This window comes from Thalassobaculum litoreum DSM 18839, from assembly GCF_900102465.1.
Taxonomy (GTDB): domain Bacteria; phylum Pseudomonadota; class Alphaproteobacteria; order Thalassobaculales; family Thalassobaculaceae; genus Thalassobaculum; species Thalassobaculum litoreum.
The window spans coordinates 36,874-56,926 of record NZ_FNBW01000004.1; the positions used below are offsets into that span (position 1 = coordinate 36,874).

The following is a 20,053-nucleotide window of genomic DNA, read 5'->3' on the forward strand; positions in this document are numbered from 1 at the left end:
GAGAATGCACATGAACACCACCACCCCCGCGGTTCAGGTCCGGCAGCTCTGTAAGAATTACGGCAGCGTGCAGGCGCTGAAAGGCGTCGACCTGTCGATCGCGGCCGGCGAGTATTTCGTGCTGCTCGGCCCGTCGGGCGGCGGCAAGACCACCCTGCTGCGCACCATCGGCGGCTTCCACAAGCCGTCCAGCGGCCAGGTCTGGCTGAACGGCCAGGAGGTCTCGCACCTGCCGCCGGACAAGCGGCCGACCTCCATGGTGTTCCAGGCCTATGCCCTGTTTCCGCACATGACGGTGCTGGGCAATGTCGGCTACGGCCTCAGCCTCGCCAAACTGCCCAAGGCCGAGGTGCGCGACAAGAGCATGGCCATGCTGGAGATGGTCGGGTTGTCCGGCTACGAGAATCGGCGTCCGCACGAGCTCTCCGGCGGCCAGCAGCAGCGGGTGCAGCTTGCCCGCGCTCTGGTGCTGGGCCGCAACATTCTGCTGCTGGACGAGCCGCTGGCCGCCCTGGACGCCCAGCTCCGCAAGGACATGTGCCTGGAGCTGAAGCACCTGCAGGAGAAGGTCGGCATCACCTTCATCCACGTCACCCACAATCAGGAAGAGGCGATGACGGTGGCCGACCGTATCGCCCTGATCGCCGACGGCGAGCTGGTGGAGCAGGGGGCGGCCCGCGACATCTACCGCACGCCGCAGCGCCGCTTCACCGCCAGCTTCGTGGGCGAGAACAACCTGCTGTCCGGTAACGTCACGGCGGTGGAGGGCGATACGGTGACGGTCGAGGTATGCGGTCAGCCCCTGGCGGTCGACCGGCGCGACCTGCCGGTGCGCGCCGGCGAGACGGTCGCCCTGTCGATCCGCTCGGAACTGGTGGAGATGGTGTCGGCCGACGGCACAGCGGCGGCCGACGGCTGCTCGCTGTCCGGGACCTATGCCGAGAGCGTCTATCTCGGTCTCACCCTGTCGCACCGGGCAGCCCTGGCCGACGGCACGGAGATCGTGTCGAGGGTGGTCGGCGAGTCCGACGCGCCCGATCCCGCCCCCGGCACCGCGATCCGGGTACAGTGGAAGCCGGGTGCGTTGCGCCTGCACGTCAACTGACCGCCGACAGGAGGACCGCCGCCATGTGGCCCAATCCGCGCATTCCCTTCGAGCTGGCCGACAAGCGCCGGACGCTGGCGCCGCTGAACGGCAAGCCGCTGATGGTTCACGTGGCGATGAACATCGAGTACTGGCCGATCGACCGGCCGATGCCGCGCGGGATCATCCCGCCGCCGCACGGCGCCCAGATCGCCCCGCCGGACGTGCCCAATTTCTCCTGGGTCGAGTACGGGCTGCGGGTAGGCATGCCGCGGATCATGCGGATGCTTCGTGAGCGCGGCCTGCCCGCCTCCGCCCTGATCAACGCCCAGGTCGCCGACGCCTATCCGGCCCTGATGGACGCGGTGGTCGAGGCCGGGTGGGAACTGGTCGGTCATGGCTGGTTCCAGCAATCGCTGAAGCAGGCCGACGACGAGCGGGCGGTGATCCGCAAGAGCCTCGACCGGCTGAAGGCGGTCAGCGGCAAAAAGGTGCGCGCCTGGCTCGGCCCCGGCATCGGCGAGAGCTTCGACACGGTCGATATCCTGAAGGAAGAGGGCATCGAGTTCCTGCACGACTGGGTGGTCGACGATCTGCCTGTGTGGATGCGCACGATCCACGGCCCCATGGTCGGCCTGCCCTACACGATGGAGCTGAACGACGTGCCGATCTACGCGGTGCAGAACGGGTCCACCGACGAGTTCTACAAGCGGGTGGAGGCGACGGTCGCCACCCTGGAGCCGGAGCTGGCGCAGAACCCGCGGGTCGTCACGCTGGCCCTGCACCCGCATCTGATCGGCGTGCCCCATGTGGCACATCACTTCGAGCGGTCCCTGGACCTGCTGCTGGCCCGCGACGACACGGTGTTCGTCACCTCCTCGGTGATGGGCGACTGGTTCGTGGAAGCCGACGGCACCGGCGGCGCCGACCTGCCGAATGAGGCTCCACCCCTGCCGTAAGGTTCCCTAGGATGGCGGGAACGCCACCCCGACAGTCTGGCCGCAACGCGCCGGGCGGGGAGCGGCGGCCTCGGAGGGACTTATGGCCAACGATCTGCTGTTCGGCATCCAGACCAACGGCATCAAGCATGCCGATGCCGACCCCATGCCGGACGTGCGCACCCGCTTCCGCATGGTGAAGGAGGCGGGGGTGTTCGACTATGTCGACAAGACCCCGGATCCCGACCAGGTGGAAGATTTCAAGGCCGGCTCGGCGGAGACTGGCCTGCCGATCCGTGCCGGCGGCTGGTTCTACGAGCTCGGCGGGGACGAGGGGCTGCTGGAGCGCAACGTGAAGCTCGGCGCCGAGCTCGGCTCCCTGGTCCACAACACTCAGATCAAGCTGCGTCACGCCGACGGCCATGTGGTCACCGACGACGAGGTGATGGCGGCCTATCTCGACGCCGCCGAGCTGGGCGACCGGTACGGCTGCGTGCCTTGCTTCGAGGTGCATGTGAACATGTGGTCGGAGGACTTCCCCCGGGTCGCCACGGTCGCCCGGATGGTGGAGGCGCGCGGGGTCGAATTCAACATGACCCTCGACCACAGCCACGTGATCTTCAAGATCGACAACCCGCACGAACAGAAGATCTTCGGCACCGACGCCAAGGTGGCTTCCGGCGAGCTGGTGCTGAACCCGTTCAGGCCGGGCAACGTGATCGAGGAATGGGTGACGTCGGGCTGGGTGAAGCACTGCCATGCCCGGGCGGCGATCCCCAACAACCCGAAGAACACGCTGGCGCATCACCCCGACGGCTCCGTCGGGCGCGGCATCCAGTATCCGTTCAAGCGGCCGAAACCCGGCGAATACCATGCCGAGTGGGACGAGACCCTGCTGGAGCCCTGGAAGGAGGGCATCCGCATCCTGATGCGCCACCACGCAAGCGACCGCAAGGCCAAGCTCGGCCAGATCTCCACCGAGTTCATCCCCAATCCGGATTACGGCGGCGGCTGCACATACTCGCTGTTCGAGCAGGCCATCGCCTGCGTCGGCTGGATGCGCGAGACCTGGGCGGAGATCCGGGCCGGGGCCTGAACCAAATTCGATCTCTTATTGCGAATCATTCGCATTGACGCTTTGCCGCAGGCTCGTTTAACTGCGGCGTCGCCCACCCCACATATCCGGTTCACGGGCCCTCTGCCCGCCCCGCCCGCGACTTCTCGCCAAAGGAAAAAAAACAATGCTCCGCAAGACCGATTTCTACATCGACGGCGCCTGGGTTCCGCCCACCACGTCCAAGGATTTCGACGTCATCAATCCGGCCGACGAGACCGCCTTCGGGGTGATCTCGCTGGGCTCCAAGGCCGATGTGGACAAGGCGGTCGCCGCCGCGCGCGCCGCGTTCGACGGCTGGAGCAAGACCCCGCTCGCCGACCGCATCGCCAAGGTCGAGAAGCTGGCCGAGGTCTACGAGCGCCGCGCCGGCGAGATGGCCGAGGCGATCTCCACCGAGATGGGCGCGCCGATGAAGCTGGCGACCACGGCCCAGGCCGCCGCCGGTCTCGGGCATATCAAGGCGTTCATCCGCGCGCTGAAGGACTTCAAGTTCGAGCACAAGCTGCGCGATGACACGCCGGACGAGTTCATCATCCACGAGGCGATCGGCGTCTGCGGCCTGATCACCCCGTGGAACTGGCCGATGAACCAGGTGACCCTGAAGGTCGTGCCGGCGGTCGGCGTCGGCTGCACGGTGGTGCTGAAGCCGTCGGAGATCGCGCCGATGTCCTCGCTGCTCTTCGCCGAGTTCATGGACGAGGCCGGCTTCCCCAAGGGCGTGTTCAACCTGGTCAACGGCGACGGCCCGACCGTCGGCGAGGCGATGAGCCGCCACCCCGACATCGACATGATGAGCTTCACCGGCTCGACCCGCGCCGGCATCGCCGTCACCCAGGCCTCGGCCGAGACGGTCAAGCGCGTGGCCCTGGAGCTTGGCGGCAAGGGGGCGAACATCGTCTTCGCCGATGCCGACGTCGCCAAGGCGGTGAAGCGCGGCGCGATCCACTGCTTCAACAACACCGGCCAGTCCTGCAACGCCCCGACCCGCATGCTGGTCGAGCGCTCGGTCTATGACGAGGCGGTGGAAGTCGCCTGCGCGACCGCCGAGAGCACCGCGGTCGGTCTGCCGAGCGAGGACGGCAACCATATTGGCCCGCTGGTCTCCGAGCTGCAGTTCACCAAGGTGCAGGACCTGATCCAGGCCGGCATCGACGAGGGTGCGCGTCTGGTTGCCGGCGGCACCGGCCGTCCGGAAGGCTTCAACCGCGGCTACTTCGTGCGGCCGACGGTGTTCGCCGACGTGAACAACGACATGCGGATCGCGCGGGAGGAGATCTTCGGCCCGGTGCTGTCGATGATCCCGTTCGAGAGCGAGGACGAGGCGGTGAAGATCTCCAACGACACCAGCTACGGCCTGACCGACTACGTGCAGAGCGGTGACAGCGCGCGCACCCAGCGCGTCGCCCGCCAGCTCCGCGCCGGCATGGTGGTGGCCAACGGCGCCCCGCGCGCCCCGGGCAGCCCGTTCGGCGGCTACAAGCAGTCCGGCAACGGCCGCGAGGGCGGCCAGTACGGCCTGACCGAGTTCCTGGAAGTGAAGGCCGTCTCCGGCTGGACCACCACGAGCTGAGAGGGGCTTCCCCGCCACCAACTCCCTCTTCCCCGGCCCCGCGCCGGGGCCCGGGGTGATGCCTGCTGGAGCGTTTCCGATTAGTCGGAGGCGCTCCAGCGGTCCCTCTCCTGGATCCCGGCGCAAGGCCGGGAAGACGGATTGGGGATCTGGAATATCTTTCTTCTTCACAATCCTTTTTACACACTCCCCGGATTTATTCCGGGGCCCACGGTTCCCCGTGTTTCAGTGTTGGCAATAGTTCTCTCACTCTCAAGGCGGCCTTCCTCAAGGCGGCCTTCCCGTGGCCCCCGGAATAAATCCGGGGAGTGTTTGAGTAGGATATTTCGGGCCTCTCATCCCCGCCCGGCCAGGTCCTCAAGGATCGGGCAGTCCGGGCGGTCGTCGCCGTGGCAGCGGGTCACCAGGTCCGACAGGGTCGCGTGCATCGCCTGCAGCTCGGCGACCTTGCGTTCGATGCTGCCGAGATGTTCCTGCGCCACCCGCTTGACGTCGGCGCTCGCCCGGCCGCGGTCCTCGTACAGTGCCAGCAGGGCGCGGCAATCCTCGATCGTGAAGCCGAGCGACCGGGCGCGGGCCAGGAAGACCAGCTTGTGCACGTCCACCGCCGCGAACGCGCGGTAGCCGTTCTCCCCCCGCGCGGGCCGGACCAGGCCGATCTCCTCGTAATAGCGGATCGTCTTGGCCGGCAGGCCGCTCTGCTCGGCAACCTCTCCGATGTTCATGGCCGTCATCCTTCAGCAAGGTGTCGGAACAGATAGGTAGGCCTTCCCATTACTGGAAGGTCAAGCGGCGCGGCCGATCTCGGAACCCGACCCGCCGCCGATCCGTTGACCAGGACAGGCACCCCTCAACCGACGGAGAGCCCCATGACTGCGCAAACCGCCCGCCTCTACCGGATGGTCATGCCGGAGCACCTCTGCCCGTTCGGCCGGAAGTCGAAATTCCTGCTGGAGCGCAAGGGCTACGACGTGGAAGACCACCATCTCACCACCCGCGACGAGGTCGACGCCTTCATGGCCGAACACGGGGTGGAGACCACGCCGCAGACCTTCATCGGCGGCGACCGGATCGGCGGATACGACGAACTTCGGGTCCATTTCGGCCTCGACGACCCGGACGACGACACCACCTACCAGCCGATTATCGCCCTGTTCGCCGTTGCGGCGCTGATGGCCCTGGCGTTGACCTGGCTGTTGAGCGGCACGGTGCTGATCCCGCGCACGGTGGAGTGGTTCGTGGCGATCTCGATGATCCTGCTCGGTCTGCAGAAGCTGAAGGACGTGGAGGGCTTCTCCACCATGTTCCTCAACTACGACCTGCTGGCCCAGCGCTGGGTCCCGTACGGCTATATCTATCCCTTCGCCGAGGCCGGGGCCGGCGTGCTGATGCTGGCGGGCGTGCTGACCTGGATCTCCGCGCCGGTGGCGCTGTTCATCGGTCTGGTCGGCGCGGTCAGCGTGTTCAAGGCGGTCTATGTCGACAAGCGCGCGCTGAAATGTGCCTGCGTCGGCGGCGACAGTTCGGTGCCGCTGGGTTTCGTGTCGCTGACCGAGAACCTGATGATGATCGCCATGGGCCTGTGGATGGGGGCCAAGGCGATCCTGCTGTAAGGTAGCCCGTCTGAAAGACCGGCCCTTGACCTTCCAGTGACGGGAAGCCCCATCTCTCAGCCTCCAGAAATGCGAGGCAGAGATGAACGCGCAGAGTCACGCAGGTGCCGAGATCATCCGCGACCCGGTCTGTGGGATGACGGTCGATCCGAATGCCGGCAAGCCGACCCACGAGCACGCGGGCCACACCTATCACTTCTGCGCCGCGCGCTGCCGCGACAGGTTCGCCGCCGAGCCGGACGCCTATATCGAGGCGAAGGACCCGGTCTGCGGCATGACGGTGAACCGGGCGACCGCCGCGCACATGGCCAAGCATGCGGGCGAGCGGTTCTACTTCTGCTCGTCGCGCTGCCAGGAAAAGTTCGAGGCCGCGCCCGACAGCTATCTCGGCGACCGTCCCGCGCCGGAGCCGATGCCGGCCGGCACCCAGTACACCTGCCCGATGGATCCGGAGATCGTCCGCGACGAGCCCGGCGACTGTCCGATCTGCGGCATGGCGCTGGAGCCGATGACGCCGAGTGCCGATGCCGGGCCGAACCCGGAGCTGGTCGATTTCCGCCGCCGCCTGTGGATCGGCGCGCCGCTGGCCGCCGGGGTCTTCGTGCTCGAGATGGGCAGCCATATCGGCATCCCGTTCCACGACTGGCTCGGCCCGACCCTGCATGTCTGGCTGCAGTTCCTGCTGGCCACCCCGGTGGTGGTCTGGCTGGCCCAGCCGTTCTTCAAGCGCGGCTGGTCCTCCATCGTGAACCGCAGTCCGAATATGTGGACGCTGATCGCGCTCGGGACGGGGGCGGCCTACCTGTTCAGTCTGGTCGGTCTGCTGGCGCCCGGCGTCTTCCCGCCGTCGATGCTGGACCAGCACGGCCAGGCCCCGGTCTATTTCGAGGCGGCGGCGGTGATCCTGATCCTGGTCCTGGTCGGCCAGGTGATGGAGCTGTCGGCCCGTGAGCGCACCGGCGACGCGATCCGCGCCCTGCTCAACCTCGCGCCCAAGACCGCCCGGCGGATCACCGACCAGGGTGAGGCTGACGTGCCGCTGGAGGAGGTCCGGGCGGGCGACCGCTTGCGGGTGCGGCCGGGCGAGAGCGTGCCGGTGGACGGCGCGGTGGCCGAGGGCCGCTCCTCGGTGGACGAGAGCATGATCACCGGCGAGCCGGTGCCGGTGGAGAAGACGGGCGGCGATACGGTCACCGGCGGCACCCTGAACAAGACCGGCAGCTTCGTTATGACGGCGGAGAATGTCGGCGCCGACACGGTGCTGTCGCGCATCGTCGACATGGTCGCCAAGGCCCAGCGCAGCCGTGCGCCGATCCAGGCGCTGGCCGACCGGGTGGCCGGATACTTCGTACCGGCGGTGGTGGCCGCGGCGCTGGTCGCGTTCGCCGCCTGGCTGGTCTTCGGGCCGAGCCCGGCGCTGTCCTATGCCGTCGTGGCCGCCGTCAGCGTGCTGATCATCGCCTGCCCCTGCGCGCTCGGCCTTGCCACGCCGATGTCGATCATGGTGGCGACCGGACGCGGCGCCCAGGCGGGCGTGCTGATCCGCGACGCCGAAGCGCTGGAGCGCTTCGCCAAGGTCGACGTGCTGATCGTCGACAAGACCGGCACTCTGACCGAGGGTAAGCCGACCCTGACCGACATCATCGCGTCCGAAGGCATGGACGAGACCGAGCTGCTCTCCCTGGTCGCCTCCCTGGAGCGCGGCTCGGAGCATCCGCTGGCCGAGGCGATCGTTGCCGGTGCCGAAGACCGCGGTGCCTCCCTGTCCGAGGCGATGGATTTCGAGGCGGTCACCGGCAAGGGCGTGTCCGGCACCGTGCAGGGGCGCCGGGTGGCGCTGGGCAACCGGGCGATGATGTCGGATCTCGGGATCGATCCCGGGGGTCTGGCCGTGACCGCCGAAAAGCTGCAGGGCGAGGGGCGCACCGCCATGTTCGTGGCGGTGGACGGCAAGGCGGCGGGGCTGGTCGCGGTGGCCGACCGGGTGAAGGAGACCACCCCGGCGGCGATCCGCGCGCTGCATGAGGCCGGACTGCGCATCGTCATGGCGACGGGCGACAGCCGCCGCACGGCCGAGGCGGTGGCCCGCGACCTCGGCATCGACGAGGTCCGCGCCGATGTCAGCCCTGAGGACAAGGGCGCGCTGGTGGAAGAGCTGCGGGCCCAGGGGCTCAAGGTGGCGATGGCCGGCGACGGGGTGAACGACGCCCCGGCCCTGGCCGCCGCCGATGTCGGCATCGCCATGGGTACCGGCGCCGACGTGGCGGTGGAGAGTGCCGGGATCACCCTGGTGAAGGGCGACCTGACAGGCATCGTGCGCGCCCGCACTTTGGCCCAGGCGACCATGGCGAACATCCGCCAGAACCTGTTCTTCGCCTTCGTCTACAACGCCGCCGGCGTACCGATCGCGGCGGGGGTGCTGTATCCGATGCTGGGGGTGCTGCTGTCGCCGATCTTCGCGGCGGCGGCGATGAGCCTGTCCTCGGTCTCGGTGATCGGCAACGCCCTGCGGCTGCGCGCGACGAAGCTGGACGGGTGATCGCTCCCACCGTCCTCACTCCCCGGATTTATTCCGGGGCGTGAAGGAGCGGGAAATGCCTATCCCGCGTCCCGGTTCGGTTTGAGCGGCAGGCGCACCCGGAACGTCGTGCCCTCGCCGGGCGTGCTGTCGACCAGGATGCGGCCCTTGTGGCCGGCCAGGATGGCGGCGACGATGGCCAGGCCCTGGCCGGTGCCCTTGCCCGTCGGCTTGGTCGTGTAGAACATGTCGAAGATCCGCGCACGCACCTCCGGCGGCATGCCGGGGCCGTCGTCCTGGACCTGGATCTCGGCCATGTCGCCGTCGACCAGGGTGCGGATGGTGATGGTGCCGACCGTGCCCGGCGCGCGCGCCTCGTCTATGGCATCGACCGCGTTGGAGATCAGGTTCAGCACCACCTGGTTGATCTCACCCGGCTTGCACGGCACCCGCGGAAGCGCCTCGTCCAGCTCCAGTTCCACCTTGGCCACCTGCTTCCACAGATTGCGCGACACGTTGGTGGTCACCCGCACGCACTCGTTCAGGTCGTTGGGCTCCGGCGCCAGGGGATCGGGGTGCGCGAAGCTGCGCATGGAGCCGACGATCTGGCCGACCCGGGCAACGCCGGCCAGGCTGTCGCGGATCGCCGACGGCACCTCGTCCACGAAATCCTCCGGCAGGGCCTCGATCGGTGTCCGCAGCGCCAGGACCTCGTCCACCACCTCCTCCAGGAAGCGCAGGTTGTCGCCGATGAACTGCATCGGCGTGTTGATCTCGTGGGCGATGCCGGCGGCGAGCGTGCCCAGGCTCTCCAGCTTCTGGCTCTGCATCAGCTCGAGCTGGAGGCTGCGGGTCCGTTCCTGGGCCTGCGCGAGTTCGGTGACGTCCTTGGCAACGATGACGACCCCACCGAGGCCGGTCGGCCGGTGATCGACCAGCAGTCTGCGGCCGTCGGACAGCGACACCTGCCGGGCCGTCGCCGCCCGGGTCTCCAGCTCCTTGATCCGTTCGTTCAGCGGGTGGCCGTACAGCTCCTCGGCCACGGAGAGGATCTGGCGGAGCGAGCCGCCGGCGAGGATCTGGTCGGTGACGGCGGGGTAGAACCGGCGGAAGGCATCGTTCACCCGCAGGACCCGGCCGTGGTCGTCGGCGATCAGGATCGCTTCCGCCATGCTGGCCACCGCGTCGGTCAGGATCGCCTCGGCCTCGTAGGATTTGCGTTCGGCGGCGTCGCGCGCGGCGCGCTGCTCGGCCGCGAAACCGGCCAGCGCCTGGGACATGGCGTTGAAACTGCGGGCGGTCTGGGCCAGCTCGTCGGTGCCGCCGATGGCGATCTGGTAGCCGAAATCGCCGCTGGCCACCCGCCCCGCGCCGTCGCGCAGCGAGCCGAGCTGCCGCATCAGATACTGACCCAGCACAAGGCCGAGCAGGCCGACCAGCGCAAGCTCGATCAGAACCATCGCGCCCATCCAGGGCACCGCGTCGTCGAGCACGTTCTGCAGGGCGGTGATCGACAGACCGAGTTCGATCATGCCGAAGCGGCGGCCGGCCACGTCGATCGGCTGGGCGATGTCGATCCGTCCGTCCGCATGGACGGCCCAAGGGCTATCGTCGGCCTGGAACGGAGCGCCCAGGGCGTCGGGATCGCCACCTTGGGCGAGAACCTCGCCGCCGACGCCGCGCACCCGCAGGTAGTCGATATCCGGATTGGTCAGCACCTGCTCGACCAGGGCGTCGAGGGTGGCGAGATCGGTGGCGACCACGCTGTCGCGGGTCATCGTGGCGATCAGCTTGGCGGTGGTGCGGGCCCGTTCGTCGAGCTGCGTCTGGTTGGAGGCGCGCAGATAGTAGAGGCTGCTGACCACCATGGCGGCCAGCAGCAGGGCCTGGATCAGCGCCACACCCAGGATGGTCTTCAGCCGGAAGGACACGGGGCCTCGCCGGTCAGGCTGATACCGGTCTCCACCGGGGTCAGGGCGATCGCGCGCCCGTTTTCCCAATCCCCGTCGGCGGCGGCGGTGCATAGTCGGTGGCTCTGCATGGTGTCGCTTCCCCTATGGGTCGAGGCCCCTGATCCCACGCTTGGCGCGGCGACCCCGCCGGCCGGCACGGTCCTGGGGAGGGTTCGTCAGTCCTGGTCGGCGCGCACCACCGAGGCCGAGGTGGTCAGGGCCTTCTGCACCAGCTCGGCCTGGCGCACCACACCCATCTTCTGGAAGATCGCCTTCAGGTAGGTGCGCGCCGAGCTGATCTTCAGCGCGTTCGCCTCGGCCGCCTCTTCCAGGCTGAGGCCACGCACCAGCTGCTCCACCAGCCGGCTTTCCGAGCCGGTCAGCGCGAACAGTCGGGACAGGGTGTCGGCCGTCGGGTAGCGGGTCAGGTCCGGGTCGCTGATGAACAGGGTGACGCCGGCGGTGCCGAGGCTCTGCGGATCGCCGCAGACCGTCACGTGCAGGGTGCTGCCGCCGGCGGTGTCGGGCAGGGCGACGAAGCCGGTCTCTCCGGTCTCCGCCGCCGCCCGGATCGCGGCGTCCAGGGCGCGGGCGCTGTCCGGGCTGCCGGCGCGCAGCCGCCGGGCGCCGTCCTGGGACAGGGCGCCGCTGCCGCCGAGGATCTTCAGGCCGATCTTGTTAACGAAGGACACCCCCTGGTCGGCGTCGAGCACCACCGTGCCGATCGACAGCCGGTCGGCCAGCAGGGATTCCGCGTCGGTCCTGGCCGGGCCGTCCGTGGCGGGCGTCGCGCTGCGTTCGCGGGCATCGGCCAGGGCGGCGTCGACCGCGGCACCCAGCACCTCGGGCGCGCAGGGTTTCATGTAGTAGCGGAATACCGAGGCCTCGTTGATGAAGCCCATCGCGTCCTTCAGGCTGGCATTGCCGGTGAGCATGATGCAGCGGGTCTGCGCCCCCGCCTCGCGCATCCGGGTGGCGAGGTCGAGGCCGGACCAGCCGGGCATCGTCAGGTCGAGGACCGCCACGTCGGGCCAGTCGTCGCTGCGCACGTCCCAGAATGCCTCGGCCGAGGGGAAGAAGATCATATCCCAGTCCTTGGCCCGGGACCGCAATGAGCGCTTCAGGGCGTCGAGGACCATCGGTTCGTCGTCGACGAAGGCGATGAGCGGGCGTGTGACGGAGGACATGCGCACATCGAAAAATTGACCCGATACACGCTCAATACGGCCACAATAGCATCCAAGCAAGCGCGCACCCGTTTTCCGGAGTTTTCGGTCACGCCACCTGGCGCACGCGAGGGTGGAAGGCGTCGCCGTGGAAACTGCGGGGCATCGCCGGGTTCAGGCCCGACACGACGCTCTGGTTGACCTCGATCAGCGCGCGCAGCGATCCGACATCGCCGGCCGCGGCCTTGGCGCAGGCCAGGATCATGTCGCTGGCAAGGTCGCGCATGGACCGGCGGATCTCGTCCGGCATGGCGGTCTCGTCGTGACAGGCATTGACGCCGCAACGGGTCCAGATCTGCCGGGTCTCCTCGATCGCCTGGGCCCGGTCGTGACCGGTCTCGGCATGCCGGAGCGCCACGGTCACCCGGGCCAGCTCGCTGGCGTCGCGGTGGCGCGAGGCGCCGGTGTGGTTCAGCGTTTTGCGGTAGGCGTTGTAGTGCGCATGCATTTTACAGGCACTCCCTCACAGGATGGGCAAGGCAGGAGGGGCCGCGCCGGGAGGATCCGGCGCAGCCCTCTCGGTAGGGGTCAGCGGAACAGCGACAGGATGTTCATCGGGGCGCTGGCCGCGGAGCTCAGGGCCTGCACCGCGAGCTGCTGCTTGACCTGCAGCGCGCTCTGGTTGGCGGCTTCCTGGGCCAGGTCGGCGTCGACCATGTTGCCCAGACCCTTCTCGGTGGCATCGCTCAGCTTGCCGATGAAGTCGCTGTGCATGTCCAGCGCCTTGCCGTCGCTGCCCAGCGAGCTGATCGCGCTGTTCACGGCGGTCTCGAACGTGTCGAGCGCGGCCAGGGTGGTGCGGGCGTTGGCCGCATCGGAAACGTCGACGGCACCGTCGAGGGTCGTCTTCGCGGTCTCGATGTCCGCGGCGGAGACCGTCATGGTCGTGCCGTCGGCGGCCGCGACGAAGCTGAGGTCGGTCGAGGCGGTCTGCAGCAGGTTCGAGCCGTCGAAGTTCGAATTGGCGATGAACGAGTCCACCTGGGCCAGCATCGAGGTCAGGTCTTCGGTGTAGCTCGCGCGGGTCTCGGCACTGATGCTGTCGTCGGCGAGTTGGGTCACCTTCTCGCGGATCGAGCCGGTCAGATCGCTCACCGCGGTGGCGCCGGCCATGGCGACCTCGACCGAGCCCTTAACGCCGTTCATCGACTGGTCGATCTTGTCGAAGGCCTTGATGTCCGAACGCAGGCGCTGGGCGACGGCGAAGGTCGACGCGTCGTCGAAGCCGTCGGCGACCTTGAGGCCCGTGGAAATCCGCTTCTGGACCTGGGACAGGTCGTTGGAGGCGGAGTTGTACATCTGGACAGCGGCCATGGCGCTGGAGTTGGTGTTGATCGAAAGCATCGTGGTTCTCCTCGTGTGGACCAGTGTTCTCACTGGCGATGAGAGAGATGTACTTCGTCGCTACTAAATAAAAAACACAACAAACATGAACAAAAAACAATGATACTTTAGTATATCAATTGTCATTTACAAAATTAGTAAAATAAAAACCGCGCAGAATTTAAATCCTGCGCGGTTTAAGAAATTGATTACTGTGCGTTGACGGCGGCGGCGAAAACATACCCGATGCCGCGCACGGTCTGGATGAGGCGCGGGTTGGACTGATCCTCTTCGATCTTGCGCCGGATACGACCGATCAACACGTCGATCGACCGTTCGTATCCCTCGCAGCGACCGCCGCGGGTCTCGTCCAGGATCTGCTGGCGGGTCAGCGGCCGCAGCGGGTTCTGGACGAAGCAGCGCAGGATGTCGAACTCGCCGCTGGTCATGTCGACCTCGCCCTCGGTCTCGTTGAACACGCGGCGGCGCACCACGTCCAGCGACCAGCGACCGAAGCGCATGACGGTGAGCGTCTGCGGGGTGCCGTTGCCGCTGTCGATGCTGCGGATCCGGCGCATGATCGCGCGAACTCGGGCCGACACTTCACGCGGCGAGGTGTCGCGCTCGACAACGTCGTCGGCGCCGAGTTCCAGGGCGATGATGCGATCGACCGACTGGTTGGCCGCAGTGAGCGCGATCATCGGACGGTCGTCGCGGCTGCGGAACGTGCGAATGTCCTCGAAGCCGCTCTGGCCGGCGGAGGACAGGGCAACGATCACGCAGTCGGGCCGGTTGCCGTCGGCCAGGGAGTCCAAATCGCCCATGGAGGCGACCGCATCGACCGCGAAGTGGTTGTCGCGGAGCTGGGCGGCCAGGGTATCTCGGGAACGGGTATCGCCATCGACGAGGGCGATGCAGGCTGTTGTCGCCATCGGAGTCCATCCTTCTGTCTGGGGTTCCGGTTCTTCACGGCACGTCTTTCGGCGTGCGTTGGGAAACTGCCCAACCCGACGGACGGCTCGTATCCCCATTTAGGAAGGTCGTCCGGGTTTCTCGGATGTATTCTGTGCTCAGGGGGTGACATGGATCGACCGCGCATCTTTTTCGTCGATGACGAACCGCATGTTCTCAATGGCTTGCGGCGCATGCTCCGCAGCCGCCGAGAGGCGTGGGATCTGATGTTCTTCGAGGATGCCCGCCGCGCCCTGGTGGCCTGCGGGGCCGAGCCGGCGACGGTGGTGGTCTGCGATCTGCGGATGCCGGGGATGGACGGGGTGACGTTGCTGGACGCGCTGCGCGACCGGTTCCCGCAGACCATCCGATTCGTGCTCTCCGGCCAGAGCGAGGCGGAGGCGGGGCTGCGGGCGGCGGGGATCGCCCATCAGTTCCTGTCGAAGCCGACCGACGGGCCGACCCTGATCGCGGCGATCGAGAACGCCCTCGATCTGCGCGAGCGGCTCGGCGGCAAGGCGGTGGTCGCCCTGGTCGCCAGCCTGACGGCGATCCCGGCCCTGCCCGGCTCCTATCGCGAGCTGACCGAGCAGCTGCGCCGCGACACGCTGGATACCGAGGCGATCGCCGAGATCGTCGCCCGCGACCCGGGCATCGCCACCCGGCTGATTCAGGTCGCGAATTCGAGCTATTTCGGCGCGCCCAAGCGGATCGCCACGGTGCGCGGCGCGGTGCAGTTCCTCGGGATGGAGACGCTGAAGTCGCTGGTCCTCACCTACGGCGTGCTCAGCCAGGTGGTGCACGACCGGATCGGCGGCGCGCCCGTCGCCCAGCAGATCGTCGAGACCATGCTGCTGAAATCGGCCCTGTCCGCGCGGATCGCCCGCGACCTTGGCTGGGATCGGGCCGAGCGCGAACTGGTGGCGACCGTCGGCCTGCTGTCGGATGTCGGCCTGCTGGTGCTGATCGACAACTTCCCGGAGACATTCGAGCCCCGGATCGTCGACGGTGTGCTGCAGATGGAGGGCTTGGCCAGACTCGAGCGCGCGGCCTTCGGCGTCGACCACGCGTTGGTGGGCGCCTATCTGCTGGGGACCTGGGGCCTGCCGGACTCACTGACCGGCGGGGTGGCCGACCAGGCTACCGGACAGTGCGGATCGCTTGCCACCGCCGGCCAGATCGTGGCGCTGGCCGGCCGGCTGATGTTGGGAGAGGACATGTCGCCCCTGGAGGTCCGGTGGCCGGTGTCGGCCTGGACCGCCGTGGCCCGGGAGGGCGCGCCGCCCTGATCGGGCTCCGTCATACTCGGGTGGGTCGGCCGAATTCGGTGGGGGCAGGCGGAGCGGCGGCGAATGCGCCGGGGCGGCTTCCAGGGTCAGGCCGCCGCCTGAACGTAGTAGCCGTCCTGACCGCAGCGGATGCGGACACCGGCGCCGGCGACGCTCGCCAGCTTCTTGTTCAGCATGCTGATATGGACGCGGATCGTCTCGTGGTTCGGTTGCCGGTCGCCCGACGAGCAGACCGCCTGGTAGATCCGGCTCAGCGGGATCGGGTTGTGCTCCACGTGGCTGCGCAGCACCGACATGATGCTGACCTGACGCGGGGTCAGGCGGATGCGCTGGTCTCGCACGAAGAGCGCGTTGCCGTCCTCGTCGAGCCGAAAGCCGCCAAGCGTCGCCGGCGCCGACTCCGCATACGGATCGGTCCGCTGGGCGCGGCGGATGGCGACGGTGATGCGGAGCGCAATCTCCCCGATCTCCACGTCACAGGCGACCGCGTCGTCGGCGCACAGGCAGAGGGCGCGGGCCTTGGTCGGGCGATCGTCGCTGACGACGATGATCGGGGCCGCTTTCCAGCGCCGGCGGGTGGCGACGCAGTCTGCGATATCGTCGCTGACGACGATCAGCGCGTCGGGCCCGCAGTTCTGCGTCGGGCGGCCGGGAAAGCTGGCGGTCGGGAAGCGGGTGATGCCGACGCCGGTGGCGGCCAGGGCGTCCGCAAGGCGGTCCGCCGTGCCGGAAGATCCGACCAGGCCGATCGTGCGGGTCTCACGTGCGATTTCCATTTTCTGCGCCTCCGTTCTGGGTGCCGTCCTTGGACGAGGTTCGTGGCGCTGATATGCGCGCTCGGCCGGCCGGGCGCCGTCCCCATTTGGAGAGGGTCGTGCTTAAAGCTTCTGGTTAGCGGTTAACGAAATTTCAATTCAAGGAAGCCATGGTCCGCCCGTCGAGGCTCGGAACGCCTGGATATTTGGAATTTCAGATAAATTCCCGGAGAGACCCATGAAACTTTTCAGCCATGGGCTGATCGCCGTCGCCGCGATGGCGACGGTGCTGCTGACCGGTCCGCTGAACAGCGTGGCCGACACCCTCGCCGCGCCGGCCGGCCGGCCCATTCTGGTGGTCGCCGGCGCGATCGAGAACACCAATGCCGGCGCGACCGCGGAATTCGACCGGGCCCAGCTCGAAGCGCTGGCGCCGCAGGTACTGGAGACCAGAACGCCCTGGACCGAAGGCGTACAGCGCTTCGACGGCTTCCCGATCGCGGCACTGTTCGATCTGGTCGGCGCCAAGGGCGACACGGTGCGCGCGACGGCGATCAACGACTACGCGGTCACCATGCCGATCGCGGACCTGGTGGAGTCCGGCGCCTTCGTCGCGATCCGCCAGAACGGCGCCCTGATGAAGATCCGCGAGCGCGGTCCGCTGTGGATCATCTTTCCCTATGACAGCGACCCGCGCCTGACCGGCGACGATTTCCTGAACTGGTCGATCTGGCAGCTGAAGTCGCTCGAGATCGAGTGAGATGCCCCACCGCGCGCCGCGCTTCAGACCCACCCAGCTCAGCCTGCTCGCCCTGCTGGCCATCGTCACGGCCATCGGGGCGGCGGTGCTGGCGGTGTCGATCTACGTCTCGCTGGAACGGCAGATCCAGCGGCCGACCGAGAACTGGCAATGGGCGGTCTACCAACTTCAGGCCGAGCATCTGAAGCTGATGAAGGCGGCGCGCGAAGCGGTGGCCGGTGAGGCCGACTATGAGATGCTGAGCGAGCGTTACGAGATTTTCGTCAGCCGCATCCTGACGGTGCAGCAGGGCGACGCCTATGCCGGGCTGCGCGAGAGTCCGGCGCTGCAGGCCCTGCTGCCGCGTCTCGCGGAGGAGGTCGACGCCCTCGACGCCCTGATCGCCCGCGAGGACCCCCGGGTCGCCTCGCTGGCCCGATCGATCGAGCGGGGATTGGGCTCCTACGCCGACCCGCTGCAGTCTGCCGCCCTCAACGTGGTGTCCTACACTGCCGCCGTGCGTTCCGCCGCGCGGGACCGGATGCACGACGAGATGCTGTATCTGATCGTCTCCCTCGCGGTGTTGCTGCTGGTCAGCGGTCTGCTCGGTGGGGTGACGATCAAGCAGATCGCCGAACTGGCGGGCAGCCGCCGCCGGCTGACCGAGGCGCTGGAGATGGCCGAGCGGTCGAGCCAGGCCAAGAGTCGCTTCGTCGCCAGCATGAGCCACGAGATGCGCACGCCGCTGAATGCGGTCTCCGGCCTGCTGCGCGAGATCGGCCACCTGACCCGCAACCCGGAGATCGCCCGCATGGTCGAGGTGGCGCAGACCTCGGCCGCCATGCTGTGCGGACTGGTGGACGACGTGATCGACGCTGCCCGGGTCGAGGTCGGCAAGTTCCGCGTCAATCCGACCTCGTTCCAGGTCGGCGCGCTGCTGCGCGAGGCGGTCGACCTGCTCGCCGAGCGCGCCCGCGACCGCAACAACCTCCTGACCCTCGACCTGGCGGATACCGGCGACCGGCTGGTTCGCGCCGACCGCGCCCGGGTCAAGCAGGTGCTGGTCAACCTGATCGGCAACGCCGTGAAGTTCACCCGGGACGGCTCGGTCGACGTGCACGCCCGTATCGCCTTCGTCGGTCGAGGCCAGATGCGCCTGCGGGTCAGCGTCTGCGACACCGGCGTCGGCATCGCCGAGGACCAGCAGGAGCGGATCTTCCAGCGCTTCTACCAGGCGGGGCAGTCGGAGAGCGAAGGAATCGGCCTCGGCCTGTCGATCAGCCGCGACATCGTCGAGCGTCTCGGCGGCCGCATGGCGATGACCAGCACACCGGGCCAGGGCAGCATCTTCTGGTTCGAGGTTCCGGTGGAGGCCGGCGTCCATGAGGACGCCCCCGCCGCCGATCCGGTGGCGGTCCGGCCGCTGACCGGCCTGCATCTGCTCGTGGCCGAGGACAACGGCACCAACCGTCAGGTCATCCGGCGCCTGCTGGAGCGCCTGGGCGCCTCCTGCGTCTTCGCCGTCGATGGGGCCGAAGCGGTGGCCCGGGCTGCCGAAGAGAGCTGCGATGCCATCCTGATGGATATCAACATGCCGGAAATGGACGGGATGACCGCATTCCAGGAGATCGGCCGAGTGCTCGGCGCTGACCGGCCGCCGGTGATCGCGCTGACCGCCAGCGCGATGCCGGAGGACGTGGACGCCTTCACCGTGGCCGGCATGGCCGGCTGCGTCACCAAGCCGATCGCCGAGGCCGAACTGGTCCGGGTGATCGCCACCGCGCTGGGGCGCGACGTGACGATGCAGTCCGAACCCGACAAGCTGTCCCCGGCGACCGAGCACCGCGCCGCGGCGTCACTGACGGAGCGCCAGCGCTCCGCGGTGCTGGGCCTGGTTGCGCAACTGGACGACGATTGAGGAACGACCGGCAATGAGCACTTCCGGCGCCAACGATGCCCTGTTCCAGGGCCTTTCCGCCCTCGTCATCGACGACAGTCCGCTGATGCGCCAGCTCGTGCGCTCTTTGCTGCGCCAGTTCGGCTTCGCGGCGGTCGACGAGGCGGCGGACGGATCGGCCGCCCTGCGTCAGGTCGAACGCCACCGCTACGACGTGGCCATCTGCGACTGGATGATGGAGCCGACCGACGGGCTGGAGTTCGTGTGCGCCCTGCGCCGGCACCGAGACCCGGCCTGCTGCGGCCTGCCGGTGATCATGGTCACCTCGGTCGCCAACAAGGCCCGGGTGCTGGCGATGCGGGGCCAGGGCGTGACCGAGTACCTGGTGAAGCCGATCTCGGCTCAGAAGCTCGAGCAGCGCCTGGTCGCCGCCCTGTCGCGGCCGCGCAGCCTGATCCAGACCGCCGGCTATTCCGGTCCCGACCGGCGCCGGCCCCGGGAGCAGACCTATACCGGCCCGCGGCGGCGGCTGGCGGACCGGATGGCCGACCTGCCCTGGGAGGGTGACGACGAGGAGGACGCGATCAGCCAGGCCACCGAGGGCCTGCCGGACTATTCCGAGATCCTGCAGGGCGAGGTGGTGACGCTGCGCGCGCTGCTGGGGGAGGTCGAGACCACAGCGCCTGCGTCCGAGGAGCCCTGGCGCAGGATCTTTCGCATCGCCCACGATATTTCCGGTCAGGCGCCGAGCTTCGGCCACACGGCGGCCGCCGCCGTCGGCGCCAGCCTGGAGCGCCTGCTGCGCCCGGTGCTGAAGACGCCGGCGGTGCTCTCGCTGGCCGGCGGTCGCCGGGTGCGCGCGGTGCGCACCCATGTGGAGGCCCTGGCCCTGCTCCTGGACCAGGGTATCCTGGAGACCTCCTCCGAAACCGACATGCTGGTCGAGCGGCTGCGTCTGGCGGTCGAGCGGGTGCGGCGGGAAGAGGCGGCGGGATCGACCTGAACCATGCTGCGAGACTGCAGCTTTGAGTGCGCCGAATGTCATTTTCTGGCCCGAGGTCGCCGGCTATCATGCCGTCGG

General features: G+C 68.2%; 17 protein-coding genes. 10 read left to right on the plus strand and 7 right to left on the minus strand.

All coding sequences use genetic code 11. The annotated features are described in order from the left end of the window. The first annotated feature begins 10 nt into the window (after positions 1-10). The 4 genes from BLS34_RS07365 (at position 11) to BLS34_RS07380 (ending at position 4,709) form a co-directional block, all read left to right on the plus strand. Positions 11-1,105 (plus strand): ABC transporter ATP-binding protein, encoded by a 1,095-nt coding sequence (locus BLS34_RS07365; protein WP_093149679.1) that lies wholly within the window; start codon positions 11-13, stop codon positions 1,103-1,105. 23 nt (positions 1,106-1,128) lie between these two features. Beyond that, on the plus strand, positions 1,129-2,043 hold the full coding sequence (locus tag BLS34_RS07370) for a polysaccharide deacetylase family protein (protein WP_038013625.1): 915 nt from the start codon (positions 1,129-1,131) through the stop codon (positions 2,041-2,043). An 82-nt stretch (positions 2,044-2,125) separates the two neighbouring features. After that, positions 2,126-3,118, plus strand: coding sequence for an apurinic/apyrimidinic endonuclease family protein (locus BLS34_RS07375; RefSeq protein ID WP_093149303.1), 993 nt, complete (start codon positions 2,126-2,128; stop codon positions 3,116-3,118). 145 nt (positions 3,119-3,263) lie between these two features. Beyond that, positions 3,264-4,709, plus strand: a complete 1,446-nt coding sequence (locus BLS34_RS07380) for an aldehyde dehydrogenase family protein (protein ID WP_093149306.1) — start codon at positions 3,264-3,266, stop codon at positions 4,707-4,709. Between the two features lie 335 nt (positions 4,710-5,044). On the opposite strand, the gene cueR is transcribed toward BLS34_RS07380, so the two are convergent. After that, positions 5,045-5,434, minus strand: a complete 390-nt coding sequence (gene cueR, locus BLS34_RS07385) for a Cu(I)-responsive transcriptional regulator (protein WP_028793225.1) — start codon at positions 5,432-5,434, stop codon at positions 5,045-5,047. A 144-nt stretch (positions 5,435-5,578) separates the two neighbouring features. Here cueR and BLS34_RS07390 point away from each other — a divergent pair, with 144 nt between their 5' ends. Both BLS34_RS07390 and BLS34_RS07395 read left to right on the plus strand, forming a co-directional pair. Next, positions 5,579-6,322 (plus strand): MauE/DoxX family redox-associated membrane protein, encoded by a 744-nt coding sequence (locus BLS34_RS07390; RefSeq protein ID WP_215906061.1) that lies wholly within the window; start codon positions 5,579-5,581, stop codon positions 6,320-6,322. Positions 6,323-6,404: 82 nt separating this feature from the next. Beyond that, a complete protein-coding gene (locus BLS34_RS07395) occupies positions 6,405-8,861 on the plus strand; it encodes a heavy metal translocating P-type ATPase (RefSeq protein ID WP_093149308.1) in 2,457 nt (818 codons plus the stop codon). Between the two features lie 59 nt (positions 8,862-8,920). On the opposite strand, the gene BLS34_RS07400 is transcribed toward BLS34_RS07395, so the two are convergent. From BLS34_RS07400 to BLS34_RS07420, 5 genes are all read right to left on the minus strand, one after another. Next, entirely contained in the window at positions 8,921-10,771 is a 1,851-nt protein-coding gene (locus BLS34_RS07400; RefSeq protein WP_093149309.1) for a HAMP domain-containing sensor histidine kinase, read from the minus strand. A gap of 197 nt (positions 10,772-10,968) precedes the next feature. Continuing rightward, positions 10,969-11,979 carry a DNA-binding response regulator gene (locus tag BLS34_RS07405; RefSeq protein WP_093149310.1) on the minus strand — a complete coding sequence of 337 codons (1,011 nt, stop codon included), beginning with the start codon at positions 11,977-11,979 and terminating at the stop codon, positions 10,969-10,971. A gap of 88 nt (positions 11,980-12,067) precedes the next feature. Continuing rightward, entirely contained in the window at positions 12,068-12,466 is a 399-nt protein-coding gene (locus tag BLS34_RS07410; RefSeq protein WP_028793229.1) for a flagellar biosynthesis regulator FlaF, read from the minus strand. 80 nt (positions 12,467-12,546) lie between these two features. Beyond that, positions 12,547-13,362 carry a flagellin gene (locus BLS34_RS07415; RefSeq protein ID WP_028793230.1) on the minus strand — a complete coding sequence of 272 codons (816 nt, stop codon included), beginning with the start codon at positions 13,360-13,362 and terminating at the stop codon, positions 12,547-12,549. A gap of 188 nt (positions 13,363-13,550) precedes the next feature. After that, entirely contained in the window at positions 13,551-14,273 is a 723-nt protein-coding gene (locus tag BLS34_RS07420; RefSeq protein WP_175474142.1) for a winged helix-turn-helix domain-containing protein, read from the minus strand. 150 nt (positions 14,274-14,423) lie between these two features. Between BLS34_RS07420 and BLS34_RS07425 the strand changes: the two genes are divergently transcribed. Further along, a complete protein-coding gene (locus tag BLS34_RS07425) occupies positions 14,424-15,581 on the plus strand; it encodes an HDOD domain-containing protein (RefSeq protein WP_093149315.1) in 1,158 nt (385 codons plus the stop codon). 86 nt (positions 15,582-15,667) lie between these two features. Here BLS34_RS07425 and BLS34_RS07430 read toward each other — a convergent pair whose 3' ends face one another. Continuing rightward, positions 15,668-16,357: a response regulator transcription factor gene (locus BLS34_RS07430; protein ID WP_093149317.1), complete on the minus strand. Its 690-nt coding sequence runs from the start codon at positions 16,355-16,357 to the stop codon at positions 15,668-15,670. 217 nt (positions 16,358-16,574) lie between these two features. On the opposite strand from BLS34_RS07430, the gene BLS34_RS07435 reads away from it, so the two are divergent. Genes BLS34_RS07435 through BLS34_RS07445 form a run of 3 tightly spaced genes read left to right on the plus strand, consistent with a single transcriptional unit; the run spans position 16,575 to position 19,975 of the window. Further along, complete coding sequence (locus BLS34_RS07435) at positions 16,575-17,096, plus strand: putative pterin-binding protein (RefSeq protein WP_093149319.1); 522 nt, start codon at positions 16,575-16,577, stop codon at positions 17,094-17,096. 1 nt (position 17,097) lies between these two features. Continuing rightward, complete coding sequence (locus tag BLS34_RS07440; RefSeq protein ID WP_093149321.1) at positions 17,098-18,993, plus strand: ATP-binding protein; 1,896 nt, start codon at positions 17,098-17,100, stop codon at positions 18,991-18,993. A gap of 13 nt (positions 18,994-19,006) precedes the next feature. Continuing rightward, positions 19,007-19,975 carry a response regulator gene (locus BLS34_RS07445; RefSeq protein ID WP_093149323.1) on the plus strand — a complete coding sequence of 323 codons (969 nt, stop codon included), beginning with the start codon at positions 19,007-19,009 and terminating at the stop codon, positions 19,973-19,975. The last annotated feature ends 78 nt before the right edge of the window (positions 19,976-20,053 follow it).